Origin of the sequence: Thermosynechococcus sp. B1, assembly GCF_030322985.1 — a bacterium.
Classification (GTDB): domain Bacteria; phylum Cyanobacteriota; class Cyanobacteriia; order Thermosynechococcales; family Thermosynechococcaceae; genus Thermosynechococcus.
Genome location: NZ_CP096573.1, coordinates 1,560,000 through 1,583,281, shown reverse-complemented (window position 1 = coordinate 1,583,281; position 23,282 = coordinate 1,560,000). Strand labels below are relative to the sequence as shown.

The 23,282-nt window shown below is 55.1% G+C and carries 17 protein-coding genes and 2 pseudogenes; 1 reads left to right on the top strand and 18 read right to left on the bottom strand.

What is annotated here, in order from left to right:
- The first annotated feature begins 4 nt into the window (after positions 1-4).
- Positions 5-1,075 (top strand): ABC transporter ATP-binding protein, encoded by a 1,071-nt coding sequence (locus M0644_RS07975; protein WP_226971912.1) that lies wholly within the window; start codon positions 5-7, stop codon positions 1,073-1,075.
- Here M0644_RS07975 and M0644_RS07970 read toward each other — a convergent pair.
- The 18 genes and pseudogenes from M0644_RS07970 to glgP form a co-directional block, all read right to left on the bottom strand.
- On the bottom strand, positions 1,072-3,306 hold the full coding sequence (locus tag M0644_RS07970; protein ID WP_286625245.1) for a transglycosylase domain-containing protein: 2,235 nt from the start codon (positions 3,304-3,306) through the stop codon (positions 1,072-1,074). The genes M0644_RS07975 and M0644_RS07970 overlap by 4 nt on opposite strands.
- A 54-nt stretch (positions 3,307-3,360) precedes the next feature.
- Positions 3,361-3,723, bottom strand: coding sequence for a single-stranded DNA-binding protein (locus tag M0644_RS07965; protein WP_286625244.1), 363 nt, complete (start codon positions 3,721-3,723; stop codon positions 3,361-3,363).
- Positions 3,724-3,855: 132 nt separating this feature from the next.
- Complete coding sequence (locus tag M0644_RS07960; protein WP_286625243.1) at positions 3,856-4,854, bottom strand: ABC transporter permease; 999 nt, start codon at positions 4,852-4,854, stop codon at positions 3,856-3,858.
- Between the two features lie 3 nt (positions 4,855-4,857).
- On the bottom strand, positions 4,858-5,151 hold the full coding sequence (locus M0644_RS07955) for a DUF2103 domain-containing protein (RefSeq protein WP_190278328.1): 294 nt from the start codon (positions 5,149-5,151) through the stop codon (positions 4,858-4,860).
- 2 nt (positions 5,152-5,153) lie between these two features.
- Positions 5,154-6,689, bottom strand: coding sequence for a hypothetical protein (locus M0644_RS07950; protein WP_286625242.1), 1,536 nt, complete (start codon positions 6,687-6,689; stop codon positions 5,154-5,156).
- Positions 6,690-6,701: 12 nt separating this feature from the next.
- A complete protein-coding gene (locus tag M0644_RS07945) occupies positions 6,702-7,787 on the bottom strand; it encodes a 5-(carboxyamino)imidazole ribonucleotide synthase (RefSeq protein WP_399374372.1) in 1,086 nt (361 codons plus the stop codon).
- A gap of 123 nt (positions 7,788-7,910) precedes the next feature.
- A complete protein-coding gene (locus tag M0644_RS07940) occupies positions 7,911-10,628 on the bottom strand; it encodes a bifunctional acetate--CoA ligase family protein/GNAT family N-acetyltransferase (protein WP_149819740.1) in 2,718 nt (905 codons plus the stop codon).
- 78 nt (positions 10,629-10,706) lie between these two features.
- Positions 10,707-12,893, bottom strand: a complete 2,187-nt coding sequence (locus M0644_RS07935; protein WP_286625240.1) for an amylo-alpha-1,6-glucosidase — start codon at positions 12,891-12,893, stop codon at positions 10,707-10,709.
- 153 nt (positions 12,894-13,046) lie between these two features.
- Complete coding sequence (locus M0644_RS07930) at positions 13,047-15,512, bottom strand: ATP-binding cassette domain-containing protein (protein ID WP_286625239.1); 2,466 nt, start codon at positions 15,510-15,512, stop codon at positions 13,047-13,049.
- 124 nt (positions 15,513-15,636) lie between these two features.
- Positions 15,637-16,236, bottom strand: coding sequence for an efflux RND transporter periplasmic adaptor subunit (locus M0644_RS07925; RefSeq protein WP_286625238.1), 600 nt, complete (start codon positions 16,234-16,236; stop codon positions 15,637-15,639).
- A gap of 113 nt (positions 16,237-16,349) precedes the next feature.
- Positions 16,350-17,036, bottom strand: a complete 687-nt coding sequence (gene rppA / locus M0644_RS07920) for a two-component system response regulator RppA (RefSeq protein WP_286625237.1) — start codon at positions 17,034-17,036, stop codon at positions 16,350-16,352.
- Between the two features lie 12 nt (positions 17,037-17,048).
- Positions 17,049-17,903 (bottom strand): hypothetical protein, encoded by an 855-nt coding sequence (locus M0644_RS07915; RefSeq protein WP_286625236.1) that lies wholly within the window; start codon positions 17,901-17,903, stop codon positions 17,049-17,051.
- A complete protein-coding gene (locus tag M0644_RS07910; protein WP_286625235.1) occupies positions 17,900-18,121 on the bottom strand; it encodes a hypothetical protein in 222 nt (73 codons plus the stop codon). Before M0644_RS07910 ends, M0644_RS07915 begins: the two co-directional genes overlap by 4 nt.
- Positions 18,122-18,213: 92 nt before the next feature.
- Positions 18,214-19,061: pseudogene (locus M0644_RS07905) on the bottom strand (IS630 family transposase).
- A 79-nt stretch (positions 19,062-19,140) separates the two neighbouring features.
- A pseudogene (locus M0644_RS07895) lies at positions 19,141-19,824 on the bottom strand (efflux RND transporter permease subunit); the annotation flags it as partial.
- A 59-nt stretch (positions 19,825-19,883) separates the two neighbouring features.
- Positions 19,884-20,366 (bottom strand): hypothetical protein, encoded by a 483-nt coding sequence (locus tag M0644_RS07890; RefSeq protein WP_286625232.1) that lies wholly within the window; start codon positions 20,364-20,366, stop codon positions 19,884-19,886.
- Complete coding sequence (locus M0644_RS07885; protein ID WP_149819724.1) at positions 20,360-20,665, bottom strand: nucleotidyltransferase domain-containing protein; 306 nt, start codon at positions 20,663-20,665, stop codon at positions 20,360-20,362. Before M0644_RS07885 ends, M0644_RS07890 begins: the two co-directional genes overlap by 7 nt.
- Positions 20,666-20,677: 12 nt before the next feature.
- Positions 20,678-23,269 carry an alpha-glucan family phosphorylase gene (glgP, locus tag M0644_RS07880; RefSeq protein WP_286625231.1) on the bottom strand — a complete coding sequence of 864 codons (2,592 nt, stop codon included), beginning with the start codon at positions 23,267-23,269 and terminating at the stop codon, positions 20,678-20,680.
- Positions 23,270-23,282 lie beyond the last annotated feature (13 nt).

Genomic DNA, 23,282 nt, shown 5'->3' with positions numbered 1-23,282 from the left:
GATCATGACCACACTTTCCCTGATGCCAACGCTTCAAACAGCCGTCCGGGTTGAGCACTTACATAAATCCTTTGGCCGCTTTGCTGCGATTTGCGATGTGAGCCTCTGTGTCCATGAGGGGGAAATTCTCGGGCTGTTGGGGCCTTCGGGTTGCGGTAAGACAACGCTACTGCGCTTAATTGCCGGTCTGGACACGCCAGATGCTGGGGAAATTTGGGTGGGCGATCGCTGTGTGGCAGCGGCAAATGTCTTTGTGCCCCCTGAGCAACGGTCTTTGGGCATGGTCTTTCAGGACTTTGCCCTGTTTCCCCATTTGACGGTGGCGGAGAATATTGCCTTTGGTTTGCAACAACAACGCCTGAGCAAGCAGCAAATTCAGGAGCGGGTGGCAGCAGTTTTGGCTCTAGTGCAGCTGGCGGATCTGAAAAAGCGCTATCCCCATGAGTTGTCGGGTGGCCAACAGCAACGAGTTGCCTTGGCGCGGGCGATCGCCCCCCAACCAGCGGTGATTCTCCTCGATGAACCCCTGAGTAATCTGGATGCCCAAGTGCGACTGCAACTGCGGGAAGAATTACGCACCATTCTCAAGGGCACAGGGACAACGGCAATTTTTGTTACCCATGATCAGGAGGAAGCCCTGAGTCTGTCGGATCGCTTAGCGGTGATGCGTCAAGGCAAGATTGAGCAGGTGGGTAACCCCCAAGACATTTATTGCCAGCCGGCCTCGCGATTTGTGGCAGGCTTCATTACCCAAGCCAACTTTTTGCCGGCCTGTGCCGAAGGGTCTCAGGTGCGCACGGATGTTGGTGTCTTTCCCCTGCCGGAAGCACTCCCCAAGAGGGAAGGGGAGGTGATGATTCGGGAAGAGGATGTGCAATTGCAGCCAGACACTGCGGCAACCAGCTGCTTTGTGATTCGCGATCGCCAGTTCCTTGGTCGCGAGTATCGCTACTGTATTCAACTGCCCTCCGGTCAAGATCTCCACGCCCGCCAGCCCCTTGCTGTGAATTTACCCGTTGGTACCCCTGTGAAAGTGGCCGCGCAAGCGGTGCGTTTCTTTCCCAAGGAACTCTAGTTTAGGGCACGCCCCATATATTCGCCCCAAAGAGCGGCAGCCAACCCACTACTGCCTTGGGTGGGGCTATTATCATCATTGCCCAGCCAAATTCCGGTGAGGACATCAGCAGCGGGCACGTAGCCAATAAACCAAAGGTCGCGGCCATCATTCGTGGTGCCCGTTTTGCCCGCCACGGAACGGCCAATGGCGGCGGCACGACCCGTCCCCCGGCTGACAACAGCTGTCAGCAAATGCGTCATTTCATTGGCGATCGCTGGGTCGAGCACCCGTTGAGGCCTTTCATCACTCGCGGCATAGATCAGGCGACAGGTCTGCCAGTCGTTTGTACTTTTACAATCACCGCCATCGCGCACCGAAACAATGGCATGGGGCGGAATGCGCTGTCCTTCATTGGCGAGTACGGCAAAGGCACCACTGATTTCAAGGAGGGTGACTTCACTTTGACCGAGAACAAGGCCGGGCACCGCTTGCAGAGGCGTCGTAATCCCCATTGCTCTGGCCAATCGAATGGTGGCCTCCAAACCAACGGCTTGGGCAAGACGTAAAGCAATCGGATTTTCGGAAAGGGCTAACGCTGTGGCTAAATCCATCGCACCACCGCCTGCACGACAGCCCTCAAATTGTTGCCCCTGCCAGAAGACGGGCGCGCAGGAAAAGGTTTCACCAGCCCTATGGCCTTGCAGGAGGGCTTCGGTATAGACAAACACCTTGAATGTGGAGCCCGGTTGACGCAGGGCAAGGGTGGCACGGTTAAACTGGCTTTTTTGGTAATCCACGCCACCCACGAGGGCAAGAATCAAACCATCCCTCGGCCGCAGGGTAATCAGTCCCCCCTGATGAACCCCATAGGCGCTGCCAGTGCTGGTGATAAAATTGCGCAGACTGGTTTCGGCCAGTTCTTGCCAGCGGGGGTCTAGGCCTGTCTCCACAATCAGGTTGCCCTCTTGGGCAAGGTTTTCACCGAGGAGTTGGGCAAGTTCCTGATAGACATGATCCGTGTAGTAGGGAAAGCGCTGGGAGGTGAGCAATTCCCGCGCCTTGGGACTAATTTCAATGCGGGAGCGACGGGCGCGATCGCCCTCTTCTTTGCTGATGTAGCCCTGCTGCACCATGCGCAAAATGACCCGATTGCGATAATCCACCGCCGCATCGTAGTCGCGCACCGGGTTAAAGCGGTTCGGTGCTGGCAAAATCCCCACTAGGGTGGCGGCCTCATTGAGTGTCAAGTCTTTGGCAGGCTTATCAAAGTAGAATTGCGCCGCATCCTCAAAGCCGCGATTGCCTAAGCCCAGATACACGCGGTTGAGGTAGGCCAACAGCAGCTCCTCTTTGCTGTAGAAAAATTCCAGCTTCAGGGCAACCGCCATTTCGCGCCACTTGCGGCCGAGGCTCTCTTCCATCCCCACATGGGAACGAAAGAGTGTACGTGCCAACTGCTGGGATAGGGTACTTGCTCCTTCACGTGTTTGGCGGGTTAATAGATTGGTCACCACCGCTCGCGCCATGCCCAGAGGATCAACACCAAAGTGCCAGTAGTAGCGCACATCCTCAGAGGCCAAGACCCCATGGACTAAGTAAGGGGAAAACTCATTGAGCCGTTGCAGTTCGCGGTGGGGGCGATCTTCGACTGGGTTGATCAGTTCCCCTTGGCGATCGAGGAGAATAATCGGCCCTTGCTCAATCGGAGGCAGGGGACGCACCGCCACTTTGCTAGCTTCGGCAGCTAGTAATCCCATTACAAGGCCACTGATGCCGATCGCCCCCCAAATGCTGTAGGTGACAGCATGAACCCAAGGGGGGAGTGGATTGTGGAAGCGGAGGGTAACAGCACCTTTAACCTCTGGGGGGCCAAGGGTAATGACATCGCCGTGGTGCAGTTCACTTGTTTTCAGGCGCTGCCGTTTGCGATAGATGCCGTTGGTGGAGTCTAAGTCTTGGATTTGAAAGACGCCTGTGGGGGTGAGCCGTTTGAGGCGGGCATGGGTACCACTGACAATCTCGGCATCGACAATAATATCGGCACGGCTGTGGCTACGGCCAATAACATAGCGATCGCCAACCAAGGGAAAGACTTGGCGTTGACCTTTGAACTCAACCCATAACTCGGGCGTGCGAGCATTTTCCCGCAGGGAGACCTGTTGCCAATCAAAGCGAGAGTGTACCGTTTGCACCGCTTGGGTGACGGTTTGAGTCATGGACTGCCAAAAATCTCGGGCAGGATTGGGCATGGCAGCAACGATAGGGACACTGTGATTTGACGAACAGGTAACTCGATTGTATCCCTACATTTCTGGCACATAGCCCGCTGGCACGGCACTCGGATCCGTATCCCGCTTGGAACTGAGAATATCCATTCGGTCAACTAAAATGACCGGCGAGGAGCGATCAGCCCCCGTGTTGCGATCTTGCCAGCGATCGAACTTCAGACTGCCCTTAATACCCAACAGCGTTCCCTTGCGCACATAATCAGCAGCCACCTGAGCGGTTTTTCCCCAAATTTCCAAGTTAAACCAATCGGGTTGATCGTCCTTGGTGGGGCGATTCACCGCCAATGTCAGCCGACACTTCACACTCCCCGACTCAAAATAGCGAACGTCGGGATCACTGCCGACACGACCCACTAGATGAACCACGTTTAGACCCATGGCTGACTGCCTCAAACTGCTCTTTGCCCCATTGTACATGGTTCCATTGGTGCTACTGCCTCAAAGCCCAGCCAGCGCCTTGCTCAGCTGTTGCCTCTCCATAGATTTTTGTAAAAATTGGGTTCTGCGGGGTTACCGAATGCGGGGGTCAGCCCATTTGAGCAGTAAATCCGCTAGGAGGTTGCCAATAATCAGCATCACTGCCCCCATCATCAGGCTGGCCATGACGACATAAATATCTTGGGCAGTTACCGCCTGTAAAATTAAGCGCCCCAGACCCGGCCAGTTAAAGAAAAATTCGGCAATAAAAGCACCACTGAGGAGGCTGGCAAATTCAAAACCCAACAGGGTAATGAGGGGGTTCACCGCATTGCGTAGGGCATGGACGTAGATCACCCGTGATTCCGGGAGTCCCTTGGCTCGTGCCGTTTGAATGTAGTTTTGGCGCAGCACATCTAGTAAATTCCCGCGCATGAGCCGCTGTAAACCCGCAAAGCTGGTGAGGGTGAGGGCAATAGTCGGTAAAATCAGGTGCCAGCCAATATCCAGAACTTTGCCCCACCAAGGGAGGTCGTCGTAAAACAAACTGGTCATGCCCCCCACCGGAAACAAAGGGGTGCTTTGGGCAAGAAAGAGCAGCAAGAGGGCGGTAATGAAGCTGGGAAACCCTTGGCCAATGTAACTAATGACCCGCAGCAGGCGATCGCTCCAACGATCTTGGGTCACCGCTGCCCAAATACCTAAGGGGATGGCTAATCCCCATGTGAGGAGAATCGAACTAAAAGAGAGCAGGAGAGTGGCGGGTACGCGCTCCCACAATAGGGAGGCCACCGATCGCTGATAGACAAAACTAGTACCGAAGTTGCCATAGCGAATAATTTGCCACAGCCAGCGAAAGTATTGCTCTACAGGGGACTTGTCAAGGCCAAATTGCCGCTCCAATTCCTGCAAGCGTTCCAAGGAAATTTGGGGATCCGCCTTGAGATTGTCCAGATAGTTGCCCGGTGCCAACTGCATAATGGCAAAACTCAACGCCGAGGCCAACAGCAGCGTGATCAGGGCTTCTCCCAAGCGTCGCAAAATCAGGCGGCTCGTTTCATTCCCTAAGCCTTGGCCAATGGATTTGAGCATGGATCATTTGGAAGCCAGCACGGCATCAATAGCAGCCTTGAGTTCTGCTTCACTCAGTTGGGTAATGACAAACACCTCCTGCACCGTTTTGCCTCGCCGCGCAATCACCTTAAACCCACCTTTGATGGGCACCGAAACCCGTAGGTGTAGATGGGGGGATTTCCCTTTGACAGGGGCAATGACACCGGGCGTGAGGGTACTAATCCCCGCCACTTTGGCCAATTTTTCCAAGACGGGAATCAAGCCTTCAATATGGGTAGAGTGATTCAGGACAACCCGACCCGTTCCTGCTGCCATTGTTAGGGTAACCACCGTGCGTGCAAGCCGGGTGCCAAAGGTTCTGGCATCCCAACGACAATTTTATCTTGATTTAATTCTAGGGGGAAAAGCCAAATTTGATGCTGTTGAGGGGGCAGTTGACGCGGTGGCGGGGGGGGTGCTTGGGGGTCAGTGGGCAGTTCTGCCAGATCACTGGGACTGGGGTTGACGGGGGCAGTCTCGCTATAGAGATCGCTATTATCCACCACATCGGGCATTTCCCGTCCCTCAACAGAGTCAACGGCCAATGTACGGCCATCGGGTGCCAAACTGAGGTAGAGTTCCTGCTGCGGGTCAAAATCCTTGAGCTTGAACAGTTCCTTGGTTTTCAGATCAAAGAGGGCAAGATAGGGAACTTCGCGGTAAGAGCCTTCCCCTTCAATGCGGGTGAGGATGGCATAGAGAAATTCCCCCTTGGGGTCAAATTGGCCGGCAATGATTGAGCCATTGATGGTTAGCAGTTCCCTATGCTCGCCAAAGATGTCCACCACATAGAGCGATCGCGAGAAATTGGGGTTAAACTTCACCGCTGCCACTTGCCGGCCATCGCGGCTAAAGTCCAGCACCATGCCATACTGGGGCAAAAAGTCAAAGTCACTCTCACCATTGCCGGCTTCTAGGGGCACAATCGCTAACCCCTGCCCTTGGGCAATGATTAAATGCTGGTTGTCGGGGGCAATGCGAAAATCACCGGCCGCCGCTTGGTTGAGCCGCCGAGGCTGAAAATTTTCATCGAGGAGCCACAGGGAGCTATCCGCAGGCTGGAGACGATTTACCCGCTGAACCACGATTTTGCTGCCATCATTGGCCAACTGAAAGCGCAGGTTTTGATACTCGCTATTGTCAAGGATCAGGGAAATTTCGCCCACGGGTCGAGGTTGCCGCCGGGGGGTTTCAGGGGCATTGAAGTATAGCCCGGTAGTCACGGTGTACAGTTGGGGGTCAAAACCCATTTGCTCGCCGCGCTCGCCGGCACTAAAGAGAATGCGATCGCCAGCAGGATAGGGCTGAAAGTCAAACACCCGTAGATTGGGGGGACTGAGGAAGGTCTTCTGTTGCAGCGTTAGGTTATAGAGGATGAGGCGCCCCTCTTCGACCCCGGAGCCAAGATAGACCAGCACGCGATCACGACTGCGAAACTGCCCCTGAAAGGGTTTGATCGGTTTCCCTTGGGGCACAGAAACGGCATCCTCGAGGGAGACTTTGAAGGTTTGACCGTAGGGAATCGGCTGTGTCAGCGTGTAGGCAAAACGACGCCCCGACCAACTGGCCTTGCCCTCAAGGGGTGGCTCAATCTTGAGATGCGCCGCCACCGATGACCAATCCATCAGCCGATTAAAGGCGAGGATAAAGGCGCGATCGTCAGACCCCACATCGCGGTTTTGCCATGTAAAGTCCCGCACTTGGGCTTGGGTGCGATCGCCTGCCCACAACAGCAAAAGGGTCAGCACCAGCGCCACAAGGAACACACTCAAAGCAGCGCGATCAAGGGGCTGAGGGAAGGAGTGAGAACGCATTAGCAGGAACGGTCACACAGCAACAGGCGTACTATACCAGAGGGCTTCAATGTGCTGGATCATGGGTAGGGCTGCCGCTGGTTCTGCCAACAGCACTGTAAGATGACCCAACTTGCGGCCCGCGTAGGTTTGACTTTTACCATACCAGTGAAGGTTCGCGTGGGGGAGAGCCGCCAAGGCCTGACATTTTTCCCCATAGTCAACCTGCGGTTCGGCTAAGCCCAAGAGATTTACCATCACCGCTGCCGGTACCTGCATGGCGGGACTGCCCAAGGACTGGCCACTAATGGCGCGCAAGTGCTGCTGAAATTGACTCGTGACGCAGGCATCAATGGTGTAATGCCCAGAATTGTGGGTGCGGGGCGCAATTTCATTCACGAGTACCTCACCCGTGGCTGTGAGGAAAAACTCAATGCCAAAAATACCCACAGCATCAAGTGCCGTTAGGATTTGGCGGGCAATCTGCTGAATTTGCTCACTCACTTGGGGGTCAACCGGGGCAGGGGCAATCACCCAGCGACAGATGGCAGCCACCTGCTGCGTTTCCACCACGGGGTATAGGGCAATGTCTCCTTGGGGCGATCGCGCTGCCATGATCGCCAGTTCTTTGACATAGGGCACAAAGGCTTCCACCAAAAACCCTTGGGGCGGAATTTCTGGCCAACGCTGCTGAAACTGCTGCCATGCCTGCTCATCGGAGATGACAAATGTGCCTTGGCCGTCATAGCCGTGGCGACAGGCTTTAATCACACAGGGAATGCTGGGCGGGCGATCGCCCAAATAGCCAAAGGCGGGTACAGGAATCCCCAGTTGTTGCAAAAAGTGGCGCTGCTGGTACTTGTTCAAGAGGGGAGCCAAGGAGGCAAGGCGGGGATAAAAACAAATCCCCTGCTGTTCAAGGCGCTGCAACCCCTCGAGATCGACAAACTCATTCTCAAAGGTCATCACATCAACCTGCTTAGCCAGGTGTGCTGTCGTTGCCACATCGGCAATCGCCCCATAGCAGACCCCCTCAGCAACCGCGACGGCTGGATCCGTTGCCGCAGGCGTTTGTACCCACAGCGAGAGTCCCATTTCCTTGGCCGCCAGCCCCAACATCCAAGCCAACTGACCGCCACCAATCACCCCAATCTTGGTTACGTTGTTCACGCTTCCTCTAATCGACTCAACGGAACCTATTGTCCTACACCAATGATCCTAGGGTTCTATGCTTTGTATCCCCTAGAGGGCAAGCTGCACCAACCAAACACTGGGGTCGTCACCCGCAGCAAACTCAAAGTTCAATTTGCGGCAAATACGAATCATTCCCTCGTTATCCTTGAGAACATAGGCGTGGATGGCACTGAGACCCTCATCGCGGCCAATTTGAATCAAGCGGCGTAGTAATTCAGTACCAAGGCCTTGCCGCTGCCAGCGATCGCTAATCAACATCGAAAACTCGGCTGTATTGCTAAAGTGATCCTTACTGAGGCGAGCCGCACCAATAATTTGCGGTTCACTGGCGCCTTGATGCTCCACCACCAGAGCCATCTCGCGATCGTAGTCCACAAAACAGATGCGCACTAGGCGATCGTGGGCAACCCGCTGCGACAACTTCATCAGGTGGAAATAGCGCAAATAGACACTCTGCTCCGAGAGGGTGGCATGGTACTGCCGCATTAGGGGTTCATCCTCTGGCCGAATCGGTCGAATCAGCACTGGGGTACCATCGCGCAACTGCCAAGGACTCACGTATTGGGTGGGATAGGGACGAATCGCAGGCTTGACAAAGGTGCTTTCCTCTTTGTGGAGCAGAATGCGGGCATCCAAGGCCATCAGGCGATCCGGGGGTGCCACCAAGAGGGGATTGATGTCAATTTCCTTAATCCACGGCTGCTCCACCACCAGCAGGCTAAAGCGCACCAGCAGATCTTCTAATAGGGCAAGGTTGACGGCTGGCCAGCCCCGCACGCCGGCAAAGGCACGGGAGATTTTCGTTTGCTGAATCAGACGGCGTGCCAAGGTGGTGTTCAGGGGGGGAAGGGCGATCGCGGTGTCTTCGAGGACTTCCACCAACTGTCCCCCCGTACCAAAGAGAATCACCGGCCCAAACTGAGCATCGGTGGAACTGCCCAAAATGAGTTCAAACCCCTTCCATGGGATCATCGGCTGCACGGTGACACCAGCAAAATGACCCGCGCCAGCAGCAGTGGTGACATTTTTCTCAATCTGTTGGTAGGCGGTAATGACCGCAGCGGCATCGGGAAGATTGAGGGCAACACCCCCGACATCGGTTTTGTGGGTAATTGTGGGCGAATAGAGCTTGAGAACTACGGGATACCCTAGGCGATCGGCAGCAGCCACTGCCTCTGCTTCACTGCGGGCAATACAGGTTTCCACCACCGGTAGGCCGTAGGCAGCAAGAACCGCCTTGGCTTCCCACTCCGTCAATAGGGTGCGCCCCTCACTGCGCACGTGCTCAAAGAGTTGACTGACAGCATCCCGATCCGGGGGGGTGGTGGTTAGGGGCAGCGAGGGGGTTTGGTAAAGCGCCTGCAAGTGATCGCTATAGCGCCACATATAACTAAAGATGCGGGCAGCGGTATCGGCATAGGCATAGGTGGGAATGCCCGCCTGATTGAGAATCGCTTCTCCCCCTTTGACCGTTGTGCCCCCCATCCAACTGGCCAAAATTGGCTTGGCACCACTGGGACGGTTTTTGGCATAGGTAGCGAGATCTTGGGCGATCGCCAGCGGATCCGTCATTGCTTGGGGCGTCAGCACCACCAGTAGGCCATCACTGTTGGCATCGGTTTCACAGTGTTGCAGTGCCTTGAGGTAGCGATCCGCAGTGGCATCCCCCAAAATATCCACGGGGTTACCGTGGCTCCAAGCGGGGGGGAGCACTTGATTCAGTGCCTGTAGGGTATCCCCAGAGAGGGGACTGAGTTTACCACCCGCCCGAATCAGGGCATCAGTGGCCAAGACCCCAGGTCCACCGGCATTGGTGAGAATCGTCAGATGGGGGCCTTTGGGGCGCGATTGCTTGTCCAAGACTTCGGCCATGTCAAACAAATCTTCAATGGTTTCCACCCGCAGCACCCCACAGCGTTCTAGGGCCGCATCCACCACTGCATCGGATCCCATCAATGCCCCGGTATGGGAAGCGGCGGCCTGAGCGGCGGCGGCAGTGCGTCCTGCTTTGATGACAATAATCGGCTTGACATAGGCCACTTCCCGCGCGGCGGAGAGGAACGATCGCGCATCCCCCAGAGATTCCATGTAAATAACAATGCAGCGGGTTTGCGGATCATCGCCTAGGTAGTAAATGAGGTCGCCCCAGCCCACATCCAGCATCGTGCCAATGGACACAAAGGCACTAAAGCCGACATTTTCCTGCAAACTCCAGTCCAAAATTGAGGTGCACAGGGCGCCACTTTGACTGAGAAAGCCGACATGACCCGATCGCGCCATTGTCGCGGCAAAGGTAGCATTCAGCCCCGTGGGCGGACACATTACCCCCAGACAATTGGGACCAATAATGCGCATCCGCGCCTGACGGGCGATGGCTAAAATCTCTTCTTCGAGGGCAAGACCCGCCGCCCCCACTTCCCGAAATCCCGCCGAGACAATAATTGCCCCCTTCACACCCGCTGCTGCACACTCGGCAACCACCGCTGGTACTGTAGCCGCAGGGGTGGCAATGACTGCGAGATCAACCGCTTCGGGAATCGCGGTCACACTGGCATAGGCCTTGATGCCCAACACCGAACTGCGGCGCGGGTTGACGGGAAAAACCGTTCCGCCAAAGGGGGTTTGAATCAGATTCCAGAGAAGGGTGCGGCCAACACTGCCTTCTTTTTCACTGGCACCGATGACAGCAACACTTTTGGGGGCAAAGAGGGGACGCAGGGGCTGATGACCGGCGCGCCAAATATCGTAGGCGGTGGTTCGTGTCATGCTGTTACTCGCGCTACAGAGGTTGAGAACTGAGCCACCTCTACTCTAGCGAGGGCGATCGCCCCTAGTTACGCTTCGTTACGCTGAGTGCACTTCCCAGTCACAGCCCTTCTCGCCGGTGCGCCAGAGCCGCAGATGAAAGCGACTGTCACCGACCCGCAAATTACGGAGGTGGAGTTCCTCGATACTGTTGGGCAACAGGGGCTGATGCACCAAAAACTTGCCTTGGGGCACATCCACCAGCGGCCAAGCCATGATCTGAATGAATTGAAACAGACTGCCCGTTGCCCAAGCTTGGGGAGAGCAGGCTACGGGATATTGCACCGGTTGGGGATAGGTCTGGCGATCGAAGCCACAGAAAAGTTCTGGTGGGCGCAAATCTGGCTGCCGACAGGCCATATCAAAAAGGGTATCCACTAAGGTCAGGGCAAAGTCACTATCACCAATGGCGCGCAGCCCCAAGGCAATCAGACCCGTATCGTGGGGCCAGACCGACCCCAAGTGATAGCCAATGGGATTGTAGGCAGGGGAGGTGCTGCTGAGGGTGCGAATGCCCCAACCATTGAATAGATCCGGCAGCCGCAGGCGTTGCCCTATCCGCTGCGCTTTCTCGGGGTCGCAAATGCCCGTCATCAAGCACTGCCCCGCATTAGAGGTGAGGCTATCCACCGGCTGACCGTCGCCATCGAGGGCAAGGGCATAAAAACCCTCTGATTCCAGCCAAAAGTCACGGTTGAAGCGGTCTTTGAGGGCAGCGGCTTCGTTTTGCCAGCGATCGCCCCACTCGCCATAGCCAAAGTCTCGAGCAAGGGCACTCAGACGGGTTTTGGCGGCATAGACGTAGCCTTGGACTTCACAGAGGGCAATGGGACTGTGAGCCAGTTGACCGCGACGGTTGACGATACAATTGCCAGAATCTTTCCAGCCTTGGTTGTCAATGCCCTTGGCTGCTTGGCGATCGTAGGTGAGGTAGCCCGTGGCGGCCATTTGTTGATCCACCCAGTTCATTGCCGCAAGGGCATGGGGCCAGAGCGCCTCGACCGTGGTGCGATCGCCCGTCCATGCGTAGTAGTCGGCATAGAGCATCAGCCACAGGGGGGTGGCATCCACCGTACCATAGTAGGGGGTATGGGGAATCTCGCGGTTGCGCGCCATCTCGCCAAAGCGCAGTTCATGGAGAATTTTCCCCGGCTGCTCATCGCGCTCAGGACAGACCTGTTTCCCTTGGTAATGGGCAAGGGTGCGCAGCGTATCACGGGCGATCGCTGGATTGAGGATCAGCGTCTGTATCGCCGAGATGATCGAGTCACGGCCAAAGAGCGTCGCAAACCAAGGAATCCCCGCAGTCAAAACCTTGCCATGGCCAAAGGACTGCAAGAGCATATAGAGATCCGCCATCCCCCGCCGTAGGATGCGATTCCACTGCGGATTTGAGGTGACAATTTCCGTGCAGTCTGACCACCATTGTTGCCGTTCCTGTTGCGCCGCTTGATCGGCAGCCGCTAGGGATGAAGGCACAGGGACATGGGCGGTGGGTGCCCCATTGGTAAAGGGACGGACGCAATAGTGAATGCTGTGGTAGCCTTGGGGTTCTAGCTTGAGGTGCCATGTGGCGGTGGTGTCATCAAGACGGTCGGGGGGGGTGCCCAAGAACTGCACTTGGGTCTCCATGAGGGCACCATCAAGGCCTTGGTAGGCAAAGCAGAGATCGGCGCGTCCTTTGGTGTGGCGCAATTCACAACTGACGGGTTGCAATGTCTGTCCTCGCTGCGGGCGACCACTGCCGTATTGGCGAATTTCAAATAAATCTTGAAAGTCTGCCGCAAAGGTTAAACTAATCTCCACGCTGGCCGGCTGCGCCTGATGATTGGTGATGAGAATCGTTTCAAAGAGGGCACCCCGCACCACTAGGAATCGTTCAATTGCTAAGGCCTCCGCGGGCAGAGAAGGTTGCTTGGAATTAGTGCACACCACCTTGAGCGCATGGCTACCCGTACAATGAAAACTCAGCAGAATCGGGCGATCGCCCCCCACGCGCAACTCCGCTTGACTGAGGAAGCGGGTATCCTGACAAAATAAACCTGTAATAGCCGTTTGCTGCTCATCATTGCAGATATTGCCCAATTCATCACAAATGAGCAGCACATCGTTGTCCTTGAGGACAGGAACAGTTTTCGGGTGAGTTCGAATTTTAGTAGCCGGCAGGGGCGGGGCGACAATGGGGATATAATCGCGCCCATACAGGGAAACAACATCGCTCTCCATGGGTGCGGCAGCAGTCTGTGTTCAATAGGAACAATTTTCGGTTATTCGTTAGATCATCTCGCAGGACAGCCATAATTGCAATAAGTAAATATGCACAATTGTAATGAGTAAATATGCGGTTGCCTCTGGTTGGAAGGTAAACCCCCGATGGCCTTAAGGTGGCGCTTTGCGCCATTGCAAATAGGTGGCCACGCCCGTGTAAATGAGGCTGTGGAGGATCAGCAGTCCCCAATTTAGCAGCAGATTACCCCAAGTGGGAGCATAGACAGGTGTCGGATCAAAGGGCTGAGGCGGTGGTTCAAACAGGCCAAAATCAAGGGGCGGCGGTACCATGCCATTCACGTCAATCAAGGCACCATAGGCACCCATTGTCCAACGGCCAATCGTCAGCCAAGAGAGTGCCCTTGCAATTCCCGTGAGCTTAAAGAGGACACCGGCAAAGATAATTTGCGGCAGGAGCAATGGCGGTAAAATCTTGCTCGCTTGATCGCTATTACTCACGGCAGCGGAGATCAAAAGTCCCAGACAGAGACTGGCCACCAGCGTCAGGAAGGTGGTGATGCCAAACCCCACCGGCCAAGGGAGGAGGGCACCCTGCGGCAGACCAAAGGCCAACAGTGCCACAAGGGTAATGAGCAGTGTTTGTACCAAAGCCATCCCCTTACCAAGGGTGAGTTTAGCTGCCATGTAAGCCCAGAGACTGAGATTGGCAAGACGTTCGCGGCGGTAGATGGCCACCTCTGTAATCAAGGCTTGCGCCCAGCCGGAGAGTCCCACCCAAAGACAGGCACAGGTAAAGACAAAGAGAATGCGCAGGGTTTGAGCCGCTTGCAGCAGGCCGGGGGGATCTTGGGGGACAAAGGGGGAGCGATCAATAGCAAAGCGGGTGAGCAGCAGGGCAATGGGGACGCTGATCAGATTCAAGACAAGGCTGAGGCGATCGCGCCACAGGAGTTGCCACTGGCGTTGACACAACACCCGCCATTGATAGAGGTGAAGGGGTGCTGGCTGTTGGGGAGGGGATTCGGCACTGGCACGGTTTTCGCCCCCCAAAACACTGGTGCTCTCATAGTGGTGCCCCATGCTGAGGTGGCTGGCAAGGTAGCGTTGATAGTCCGTGGATTGGCGAAATTTTTGACTCCATTCAGCACTATTTTCGGGAGTCAAGAGGGCATAGATTTCAGCCACGGAATTCAGGGGGCGATCAGGACTAAAGAATTGCCGAGCCTGATCGCCGGGGCCAAAATAGCAAAGACGCCCACCAGAGCCTAGAACCAGCAGGCGATCGCACAAATGCACATGACTCGTAGCATGGGTCACCAAGACAATCGTGCGTTCTTCATCTGCCAATTGCCGCAGCAACTGCATCAACAAAAAGTCTAGCCCCGGATCCAGACCCGAGGTGGGTTCGTCAAGGAAAAAGAGCTTGGGGTTGGCCAATAGCTCAACGGCAATACTCACCCGCTTGCGCTGACCGCCACTGAGACTTGCCACCAGTTGATCTTCAGTTCCCGTTAACTGCACTTGTTCAAGAACTCGCTGAATGGCGGCTTTGCGGTTTTGGGCATCGGTATCCGCTGGTAAGCGCAGTTGCGCCGCATAGTTCAGGACTTCGGCCACCGTGAGGCGGGCGTGGACAATATCATCTTGGGGTACATAACCAATTTGGTGACGGTAGGTGGCAAGATTGCGATGCAGATCGAGACCATTGAGTAGCACCTGTCCTGCCTGAAGGGGAGCCAGCCCCATCAACACTTTCAAGAGGGTGGATTTCCCCGTACCACTGCCACCGACAATACCCACAAGCTGCGTCGGCTCCGCCACAAAGGAGACCTCTTGCAAGAGGGAGCGATCGCCCGCTGGGGTTTTCACCCGTCGTTCCAATCCCCAAGCATCAATGCGAATGTGACTGCCCTGATCCGTAATCTCTAGGGTCTCGTGGCGGTAGAGCAGGACAAAAGGCCCAATGCGAATCTGATCCCCGTTGCGCAGCGTGTAGGGGTCTTTGAGGAGTTTGGCGTTGACATAGGTGCCGTTGCTGCTGCCCAAATCCCGTAGGACGTAGAGGCCGGCACTGGTGCGATCAATACTGGCGTGGCGCAAAGACACCGTGGGGGCATCCAGTTGCCAATGCTGATAGCTGTTGCTGGCTTCGCGCCCTAAAGTCAGCGGCCATTCTTTGAGGGTTTTGAGGACAAGGCGGCGCTGCTGCGGCAAAGGCGGTGCACTGGCCGTGCCTGAAAACTGGATCTGCACCAGCAATTGCACTTTGTTTTTCGGGTCTTGGCCAATTTCTAAGCGTAGGGTTTCCCCAAGGGCAAAGCCCTCTTCAATGCCGATGCGGCGTCGGTTGTAGAAGGTGCCATTGGTACTGCGGCGTTGATGGCCATCGCCATCCCAGAGGTAGTAGGTTGCCCCCTGTTGCTGAAAAACGGCATGGCGGCTGGAAATCACTGACCACAGTGGCTCATCGGGCACTACTAAATCCGCCCATTGGTAATCGCGTCCGAGGCGATGCTCCGGTTGGGTCAGGGAATAGGTCAACATTTTCCCCTGACTTTCGAGGGTGAGGGTGACGGTGGGGAGATCAACAACCGTTTTTGGGGGGGGCGATCGCATCACTATCTGCCTGTTCAAGGTGTTCAAAGCTCTAACTAATATCTTGCCTAGTTTGGCAGACACCCTGTCCTCGTGACGCACAAACCCCTCAGAATGGAGAAGATCGAGTGGCATTTTGCGATTTCTAAGGGTTGACCTTCGTGGGGGTAGAAGATTGAGAGGGTTCGGTATGAGCTGCGGAATTCAGCCGCTGTGTTCGATAGGCTTGCCAACCCAGACCTGCCCCAAATAGAGCGATCGCCCCAACAGCCGCCCCCAACCAAATCCACGGTGGAGAGTCTGTTTCCGGTTTTGTGTCTGAAGTAGCGGTTGAGGTATCCCCCCGCAGAGATTGGGCATAGAGTTGCATCGTACCTTGGGTAACAATACGATCGCCCCCATAAAGACCGCTAATTACTTCTACCTGATCGCCAACTCGCTGGCCAAGGGTCACTTCGACAGCTTCAAAGGCAGTACCATTCTGCACAAACACAAGGGGGGGCTGATCGACTGGCTCAACGATCGTGGACTGGGGAATCATCACGGCATTGCGAGTTTGGCGATCGTCAAAAATTTGGACAGTCGCAAAGCTACCAGGTTTGAGTTCTTGGCTGGAATTAGCCAAGCTGGCGCGTACCGCAACTCGCTGCGTGGCGGGATCAACGACACTATCAATGAGTTCAATACGACTGCGGAAAACACGATTGGGAAGTCCTGCAACAGTGATATTTACAGCTTGACCCACAGCCACCTGTGCTCGCTGTGCTTCTGTAAGGTAAGCAACCGTTGAGAATAGCGCTCATGGTGAGGGCATACCAGAGGGCAAGACGACTGCGGCTGTGGCGGAAGAGCTTATGATCAACCATGATCGACAACAAAGCGATAGCCTAACCCATGGACGGTTTCAATGCAGTGCTCTTGACCAAGGAGGGCGAGTTTGCGGCGCAGCAGGCGAATTTGTGCTGCCACTACATTACTACTGGGTTCACTGCCCACTTCCCAAAGCTGCATCATCAGTTGGTCGCTACTGAGAATCCGCTGGGGGCGTTTCATGAGGTATTCCAAGGTCTGGAATTCCTTAGCGGTTAACTGCACCTCAGTACCCGCCCTATTTCTCAGGGTGAAGGTACCATAGTCTAACGTTAATGCCCCTTGACACAATTGCTGGGGTTGGAATTGGGGCGATCGCCGCAGTAAAGCCCGCAGCCGCGCCAGCAACTCAGCCATTGCAAAGGGCTTAATCAAATAGTCATCTGCCCCCGCATCTAATCCCTGAACGCGATCGCTGAGGCCATCCCGTGCCGTCAGCAACAAAATGGGCACCGTGTAGTGGTGGATACGCAGTCGCTGACAAACCTCCAACCCCGACAGCCGAGGGACCATCCAATCCAAAATCGCAACACTGTAGTCCACCTGCAACTGCTCAATGTAGGCCCAAACCAGTTCCCCCTCCTGCGCCCAGTCCACCACATAGCCTTCCCGTTGCAACACCCGCTGAATGGCGGCTCCTAAATCCGGTTCATCTTCAAGCAGCAACACCTTCATCCGTGCAATCCCCTAATTCACCGTCACCCAAAAGGGAGCAGTAACAATTTGCTCACCCCGCTGGAACTGTCCCCAGAGCTTGTAACGTCCGGGCACAGGAAACTGGGTCATAAAACGGATCACCTCCTTAGGTTGATGATCCACGGCATGGGCATGGAGATAATCAGCAGGTTCGAGGGGAGTCGTGTCTCGCAAAATCACCAGATGCCCTGCTTCGCCAAGGTAGGGGCGCAGATCCCTAAGGGGTTGCTGGGTGGCAGCATCCCGTAGGCGAAAGGCCACTTCCACCGCTGATCCAGCCTTGAGGGGTTGAGGGAGTTTTAGTTCGACTGCCGTTGTGCCAATCACTTGGGTGGTTTGAGCGGTTGGCGTACTCGATGCGGGCGGCGTTCCTTCAGCCGCGATCGGGATCATCGCCACCGTTTCGTCAGCGCCAGCGGGTTTATAATCAGCAATGAGGGTGTAGCCTCCCCCCTGGGGCAATGTGGTTGTGACTTGAAACTGACCTTCACCCAGATAGCGGGGATGCAGGTGCTGAAACACTTGAAAATCATCACTGACGATGATCAGGTGCATTAGCGCCTCTTGAAAACGCTCAAACTGCGTCACTGCTTCACCAGTGTGGGTGCGAATCGCCAACGTAAAGGTGGTTGGTTGTTGAGGCGTAGGTGCGGGCGCATTCAGCAGTTCCATATGGGTCGTAGCAGAGCCGTCTGCGTGCTCATGGTTGGGACTGTGGTGCAGGTGATGGTGGTCATGAAGCATAGGCATTTGCCGTTGCTGGGCAATCCCAAGGGTGGCGATCGCCCCACTCAAGAGCATGGCCAGTCCCAAGAGGGTGGGTTGGATAAAGCGTGGTAGCATCATTCTTGTTTTCCTCCCTGATTGGGTTCATAACGAAAGCGAAAACGACTGTTAATGGGTTGACCATTGATGGGCCTAAGGAGAACAATACGATAGTCTCCTGCCACGGGATTGGCTAGCCGTGCGGTGTAGTGTTTGTCCCTAGGGGTATAGGTCATCGGTAGAGTGACCCGATCGCCCGTTGGCGTTTCAATATCAGCAGTAACGGTAGCAGTACCCACGGGAATATGGTCTTCCCCCTCTTGGATATAGAAGTCAATATAAGCATAATTGCTCGCTGTCCATTATAGCTATTCCAATCAAGAATGAGATATTATCCAGCACAATACTTGCGAATCACCTCATCAATCGAACTGTTTGACCCTGCATACATCCGCGCTCGCTTCAGCGCACTGAAGTCGTGCTCAATTACATTCAAATCAGGAGAGTATTTCGGTAAAAATAACACCTCGTGACCCGCCGCTTTGACCGCTTCCTGAATCGCCCCTTTCGGATGAATCGGTGCATTATCCATAATCAACAACGAAGGTCTCTTTAATGCCGGCAAACAGTACTGACTCAGCCAGCTCACAAACCCTACCGCATTCAAGTATCCGCAAAACAGCATTGGGGCGATGAAGTCTTTCTGGTGTCTATACCGTCCTGCGACTAAACTCTCTCTTTTCTGACGCTTCCCCGCTCGCTCTCCATCAATTCGTTGGCCTCGCGCTGACCACCCATACTCACACTCTACTCGAGAGTCAAACCCCGTCTCATCGATATAGACTACCGTTTCCTCCCCATGGCTCTCTACCCATGTGTCGAGCTGCTGTTGATACGCTTGCCGCTCTTCTTCACACCGTTCTTGGTAACGCATCTGTTTTTTTTTCGGGTGATGCCCATCTGGGCGAGGGCATAACTAATGGTGGAAACTTGAACGCCAAATCGCTGGGCACGGTCGATTAAACGGTCATCGGGATGGGCAGCAACATCGGCTGCTAAGGCCGCCCAATCCAGCTTCCAAGGACGACGGGGGACAACTGTGGGGGCTAAGTCGTCTCGCTTCAGCCAGCGATGGATAGTGGCGCGGCTCACCTGAAAAATTTGAGTCGCTTCACTGATTTTGCCACCTTGCTTGATATAGGAGACAACCCGCTCTCGTAAGTCCAAGCTATAGCTCATATTCTTGAGTAACATTCATGACTCTTTGAGTATAGCTTATCCCTCTTGAAAATATCTCATCTCCTTTCGAAATGGCTATAACACTGCCATCTCCCCGCGCTAAGGCAGGCCCTTTCGTGACTGTTGCCACATCCTGCACGCGAATTGGTTGGCCATTGCGGTGCGCCACAACGCCACCGCTAAATCAGCGACTGATGTTGCCCGACCAATGCCCCGCACAATTAACTCCTGATCGGGAGTGACAATGACCCCACCCGCTGCATTTTCATTGGCGCCACTCACCCCCGCCACCACGTCCTGCAAAGAGACCTGTTGTGCGGCGAGGCGATCGGAGGGCATACATCAAAATCGTGGCAATGGGGGAGGTAATCGGTGAAATTTGGGGTGAGGCATTAGGTGGTAGGCGATCGCGCACCTCCTGCAACCGCTCGGTAATCAGTTGCCGTGCTTGATAGATATTCGTTTGCCAACTAAAAACTACCTTGACAACAGATAAGCCAAGAGACGATGCAGAGCGCACAGTTTCGACCCCTGCCGTACCATTGACGACACTTTCAATGGGCAGCGTAATCAGCGATTCCACTTCCTCTGGTGCTAGGCCCGGTGCCTCCGTTTGAATTTCCACTTGGGGGGGCGCAAACTCTGGCAGTACATCAAGGGGCATTTGCCGCAGTTGAAAAATACCGAAAATCGTCAGGGCGATCGCCCCGAGCACCACCAACCAACGTTGGACAATTGACCACCAAAGAATTCGATTCAGCATTACCACAGTGTGTTACTAAGGCTGATTTTGGCAAAGGCACATGAAATAAAGATGAAAAGCTAGGAGTTGCCGGACGATTTGTGCTTTATTCGTTGGCAAAACCGAGTTGCAGTTTCAATCAGGACAGGAACAAACTCGTGGGCAGCTTGCAAACTCGTGGCTAAGATGGCTGCATCTCGAATGTAATCGTGAACCATTTGATTGCGCAGTTGCCGCATGGTAAACCAAGCATCTGCATCGGACACAAGGCCGAGCCGTTCAGCACGGTCAAGGTTTTCCAAGAAAGTCGCCACTGGTTCGCCAAAGGCACTCAGATAGGCGGGCAACAGCTTGCTCCCTAGGGTATCTTGAAGGCGACCAAAACGTGCCACAAAAGCATCCACCCGCTCCGCTAGGTCAATATCCTCCTCCAATTGTGCTGCCCGCCGTGCCGTAAATGGCTCCTGAAAGAGGCGTTGATCCGTCACCTGTAGGTGTGCCACTTCTCGCTCCACCAGTTGGCAGAGGTGATGTAGGCGTTCCTGAAGTTGAGGACTCAACATTGAAGGCGAACTCCCGTTTGTTGGGCCCAATCGTGAATCGGCTGCCGCTGGAGATTGGGTGCCCAGAGGAGAATGTCCACTTTACGACCTGCCATGGCGCGGCTGATTTTGGCACTGAGTCGAGCACTGACAAGGGCAGGATTCTCAACGGGGTGAGACAGCCGGATCAATAAATCCACATCGCCGCCCTTCAGGTCATCGTTCACCCGCGAACCAAACAACCACACTTCGGCTTCGGTACCTACCAGCGCCGCCACCGTCTGGCAAATTTGCTGCACTTGCTGATCCGTTAATCGCAACCTGATTCTCTCCTAAGCCCACAAAACCAGTCCCATTTCATAGGGATGACTCAAATAGGCGTGGCGCGGTAGCAGTTGGAGGGCAATGCCTTGGTGGCCACTCGTGTCGTAGCTCATCTCAGCGGTGTAAAGGCTACGGCCTTCAGGGGTGGTACCCACAAACGTCATCAGGGTAGGACAGGCCTCCTCTAGGGTGCCGGCCTCATTCACCCGCCCTTGGAACAAAATCACCTGCACATCGCTTGGCAATAGGGCACCGAGGGCAATCACGGCTTTGACTTCCACAAGTTCGTTAACCTCGAGGTTGTGCTCAGCCGAGGTTTCAACCCCGATAATCTGAATCGAGTACCAATGTTCAAAAATGTGGGCTTTCCAGCGAGCCAGTTCCTTGGCTGCGGCATAGTTATTTTCCTTGAGGATAAAGGAGCGATCGCTAGCAGGGAAATAGCCGCGATGGGCATACTCACGCACCATGCGGGCGGTATTGAACTGGGGCGTATTCAAAGAGAGGGCGGCTTTCATCTTTTGCACCCAGCCGCGCGGCACACCATTTTCATCGCGATCGTAAAAGAGGGGAATGACATCTCGCTCCAACCGTTCATAGAGCGCATTGGCTTCCACTTGATCTTGATAGTGGCGATCGTCATAGGTTTCGCCGTGGCCAATCGCCCAACCCGTTTTCACATAGTCCGCCTCGTCCCACCAACCGTCCAATGTACTTAAATTCGGTAGCCCATTCATAGCCGCCTTCATGCCGCTGGTTCCCGAGGCCTCCTGAGGCCGCAAAGGGGTATTCAGCCAGACATCACACCCCGCCACCATCATTTTTGCCACGTGCATATCGTAATCCGGGATAAAGGCAATGTGGTTGGCCATGCCCTCTTGGCGCGTAAAGTGAATAATTTCCTGAATCAGTTCTTTGCCGGGGTTGTCCTTGGGGTGCGCCTTCCCCGCAATCACAAACTGGACAATCGGCCGCCGCTGCTTCGCTCCCGTTTTCACCGGTACGGATCCCAATAAAATTCGCCGCAGCCGTTCCACATCCCGCAAAAAGAGAGTGGCGCGTTTATAGGTAGCAAAGCGACGGGCAAAGCCAATGGTCAAGGCGGTCGGATCCAGCACTTCTGCCGCTTGCGTCAATTCAGCACTAGAGGCGCCCTGCTCTTCAAGCATCCGTTGTAGGCGCGATCGCACAAACATCACCAACTGATAGCGGCAAATCTCATGGATACGCCACAACTCCTCATCGGGAATACTGCTGACCCGCGACCAGAGGGGATCCGCCAAGGGCGCATCAGACCACTGCGGCCCAAGGTAAATATCCAGCAGGTATTGCAATGGTTCAGAAACGCGACTGCGAGCATGGACGCCATTGGTAATCGAGGTAATCGGCACCTCCGTCGGCGGCAGATTGGGCCACAGACCTTGGAACATCTGGCGGGAGACTTCACCGTGGAGCGCGCTCACCCCATTGACAAAACTGGCGGTATGAATGGCTAGGTTCGCCATACTAAAGGGTTCTTGAAAAGCCCCCGGATTCACACGACCCAAGGAGAGAAACTCCTGCTGTGAGAGGTTAAAGGCCTCCGCATAGTGGCCGACATAGTAGGTCACTTTATCGGCAGGAAACAGATCAATCCCCGCAGGCACGGGGGTATGGGTGGTAAACAACTGGCTGGCCTTGACCACCTGCAAGGCTTCATCGTAGGTAAGCTGCTCTTCGGTGATCAGTTGGCGAATGCGCTCTAGGGATAAAAAGGCGGAGTGCCCCTCATTCATGTGATAAACCGTTGGTCGCAACCCCAAGCTGTGGAGCAGACGCACGCCACCAATGCCCAGCAACATCTCTTGATGGATGCGCATGTCCATGTCCCCACCGTAGAGGTAGTCGGTGATCTGCTGATCGTAGGTACTGTTTTCTGGCAGGTTTGTGTCTAAAAGATAAAGGGGAACCCGACCCACCTGAACTTGCCAAACCCGTGCTTGGACTTCTCGATTGGGGTAGTCCACTCGAATCCGATGCTCTTGACCTTGGCCAGTAGTGACCAGCTTGAGGGGCAGGGTATAAAAATCGTTGCTGGGATAGCGTTCCTGCTGCCAGCCATCGGCACTGAGGTACTGCGAAAAATAGCCCTTTTGATAGAGCAGCCCCACCCCCACCAAGGGCAGTCCCAAGTCACTGGCGGATTTGAGGTGATCTCCGGCCAAGACCCCCAAGCCCCCCGAATAGATTGGCAGGCACTCCGTGAGGCCAAATTCAAGGGAAAAATAGGCAATACACTCGCCGGGAGGCGCGTCCGTGCGCGTTTGCTGGTACCACGTCTGCACAGGCTGGGCATATTCTTGAAATTGGCTGATCACCCGCTCCATCTGTGCCAAAAAGCCGTTGTCGGCCGCCGCATCCAAGAGGCGATCTTGGCGAATGCGTCCCAAAAGGGCGACAGGGTTATGGTTTGTTTGCTCCCACAGTTCTGGGTCGAGGCGGCGAAAGAGGGCGATCGCCTCCGTGTTCCACGTCCAGTAGAGGTTGTAGGCCAGTTCCCGCAGGGGTTCCAAACGTTGCGGCAGGTGAGGACGAACGTTAAACGTGCGGATGGGCTTCATAGGGGCTGCCAGT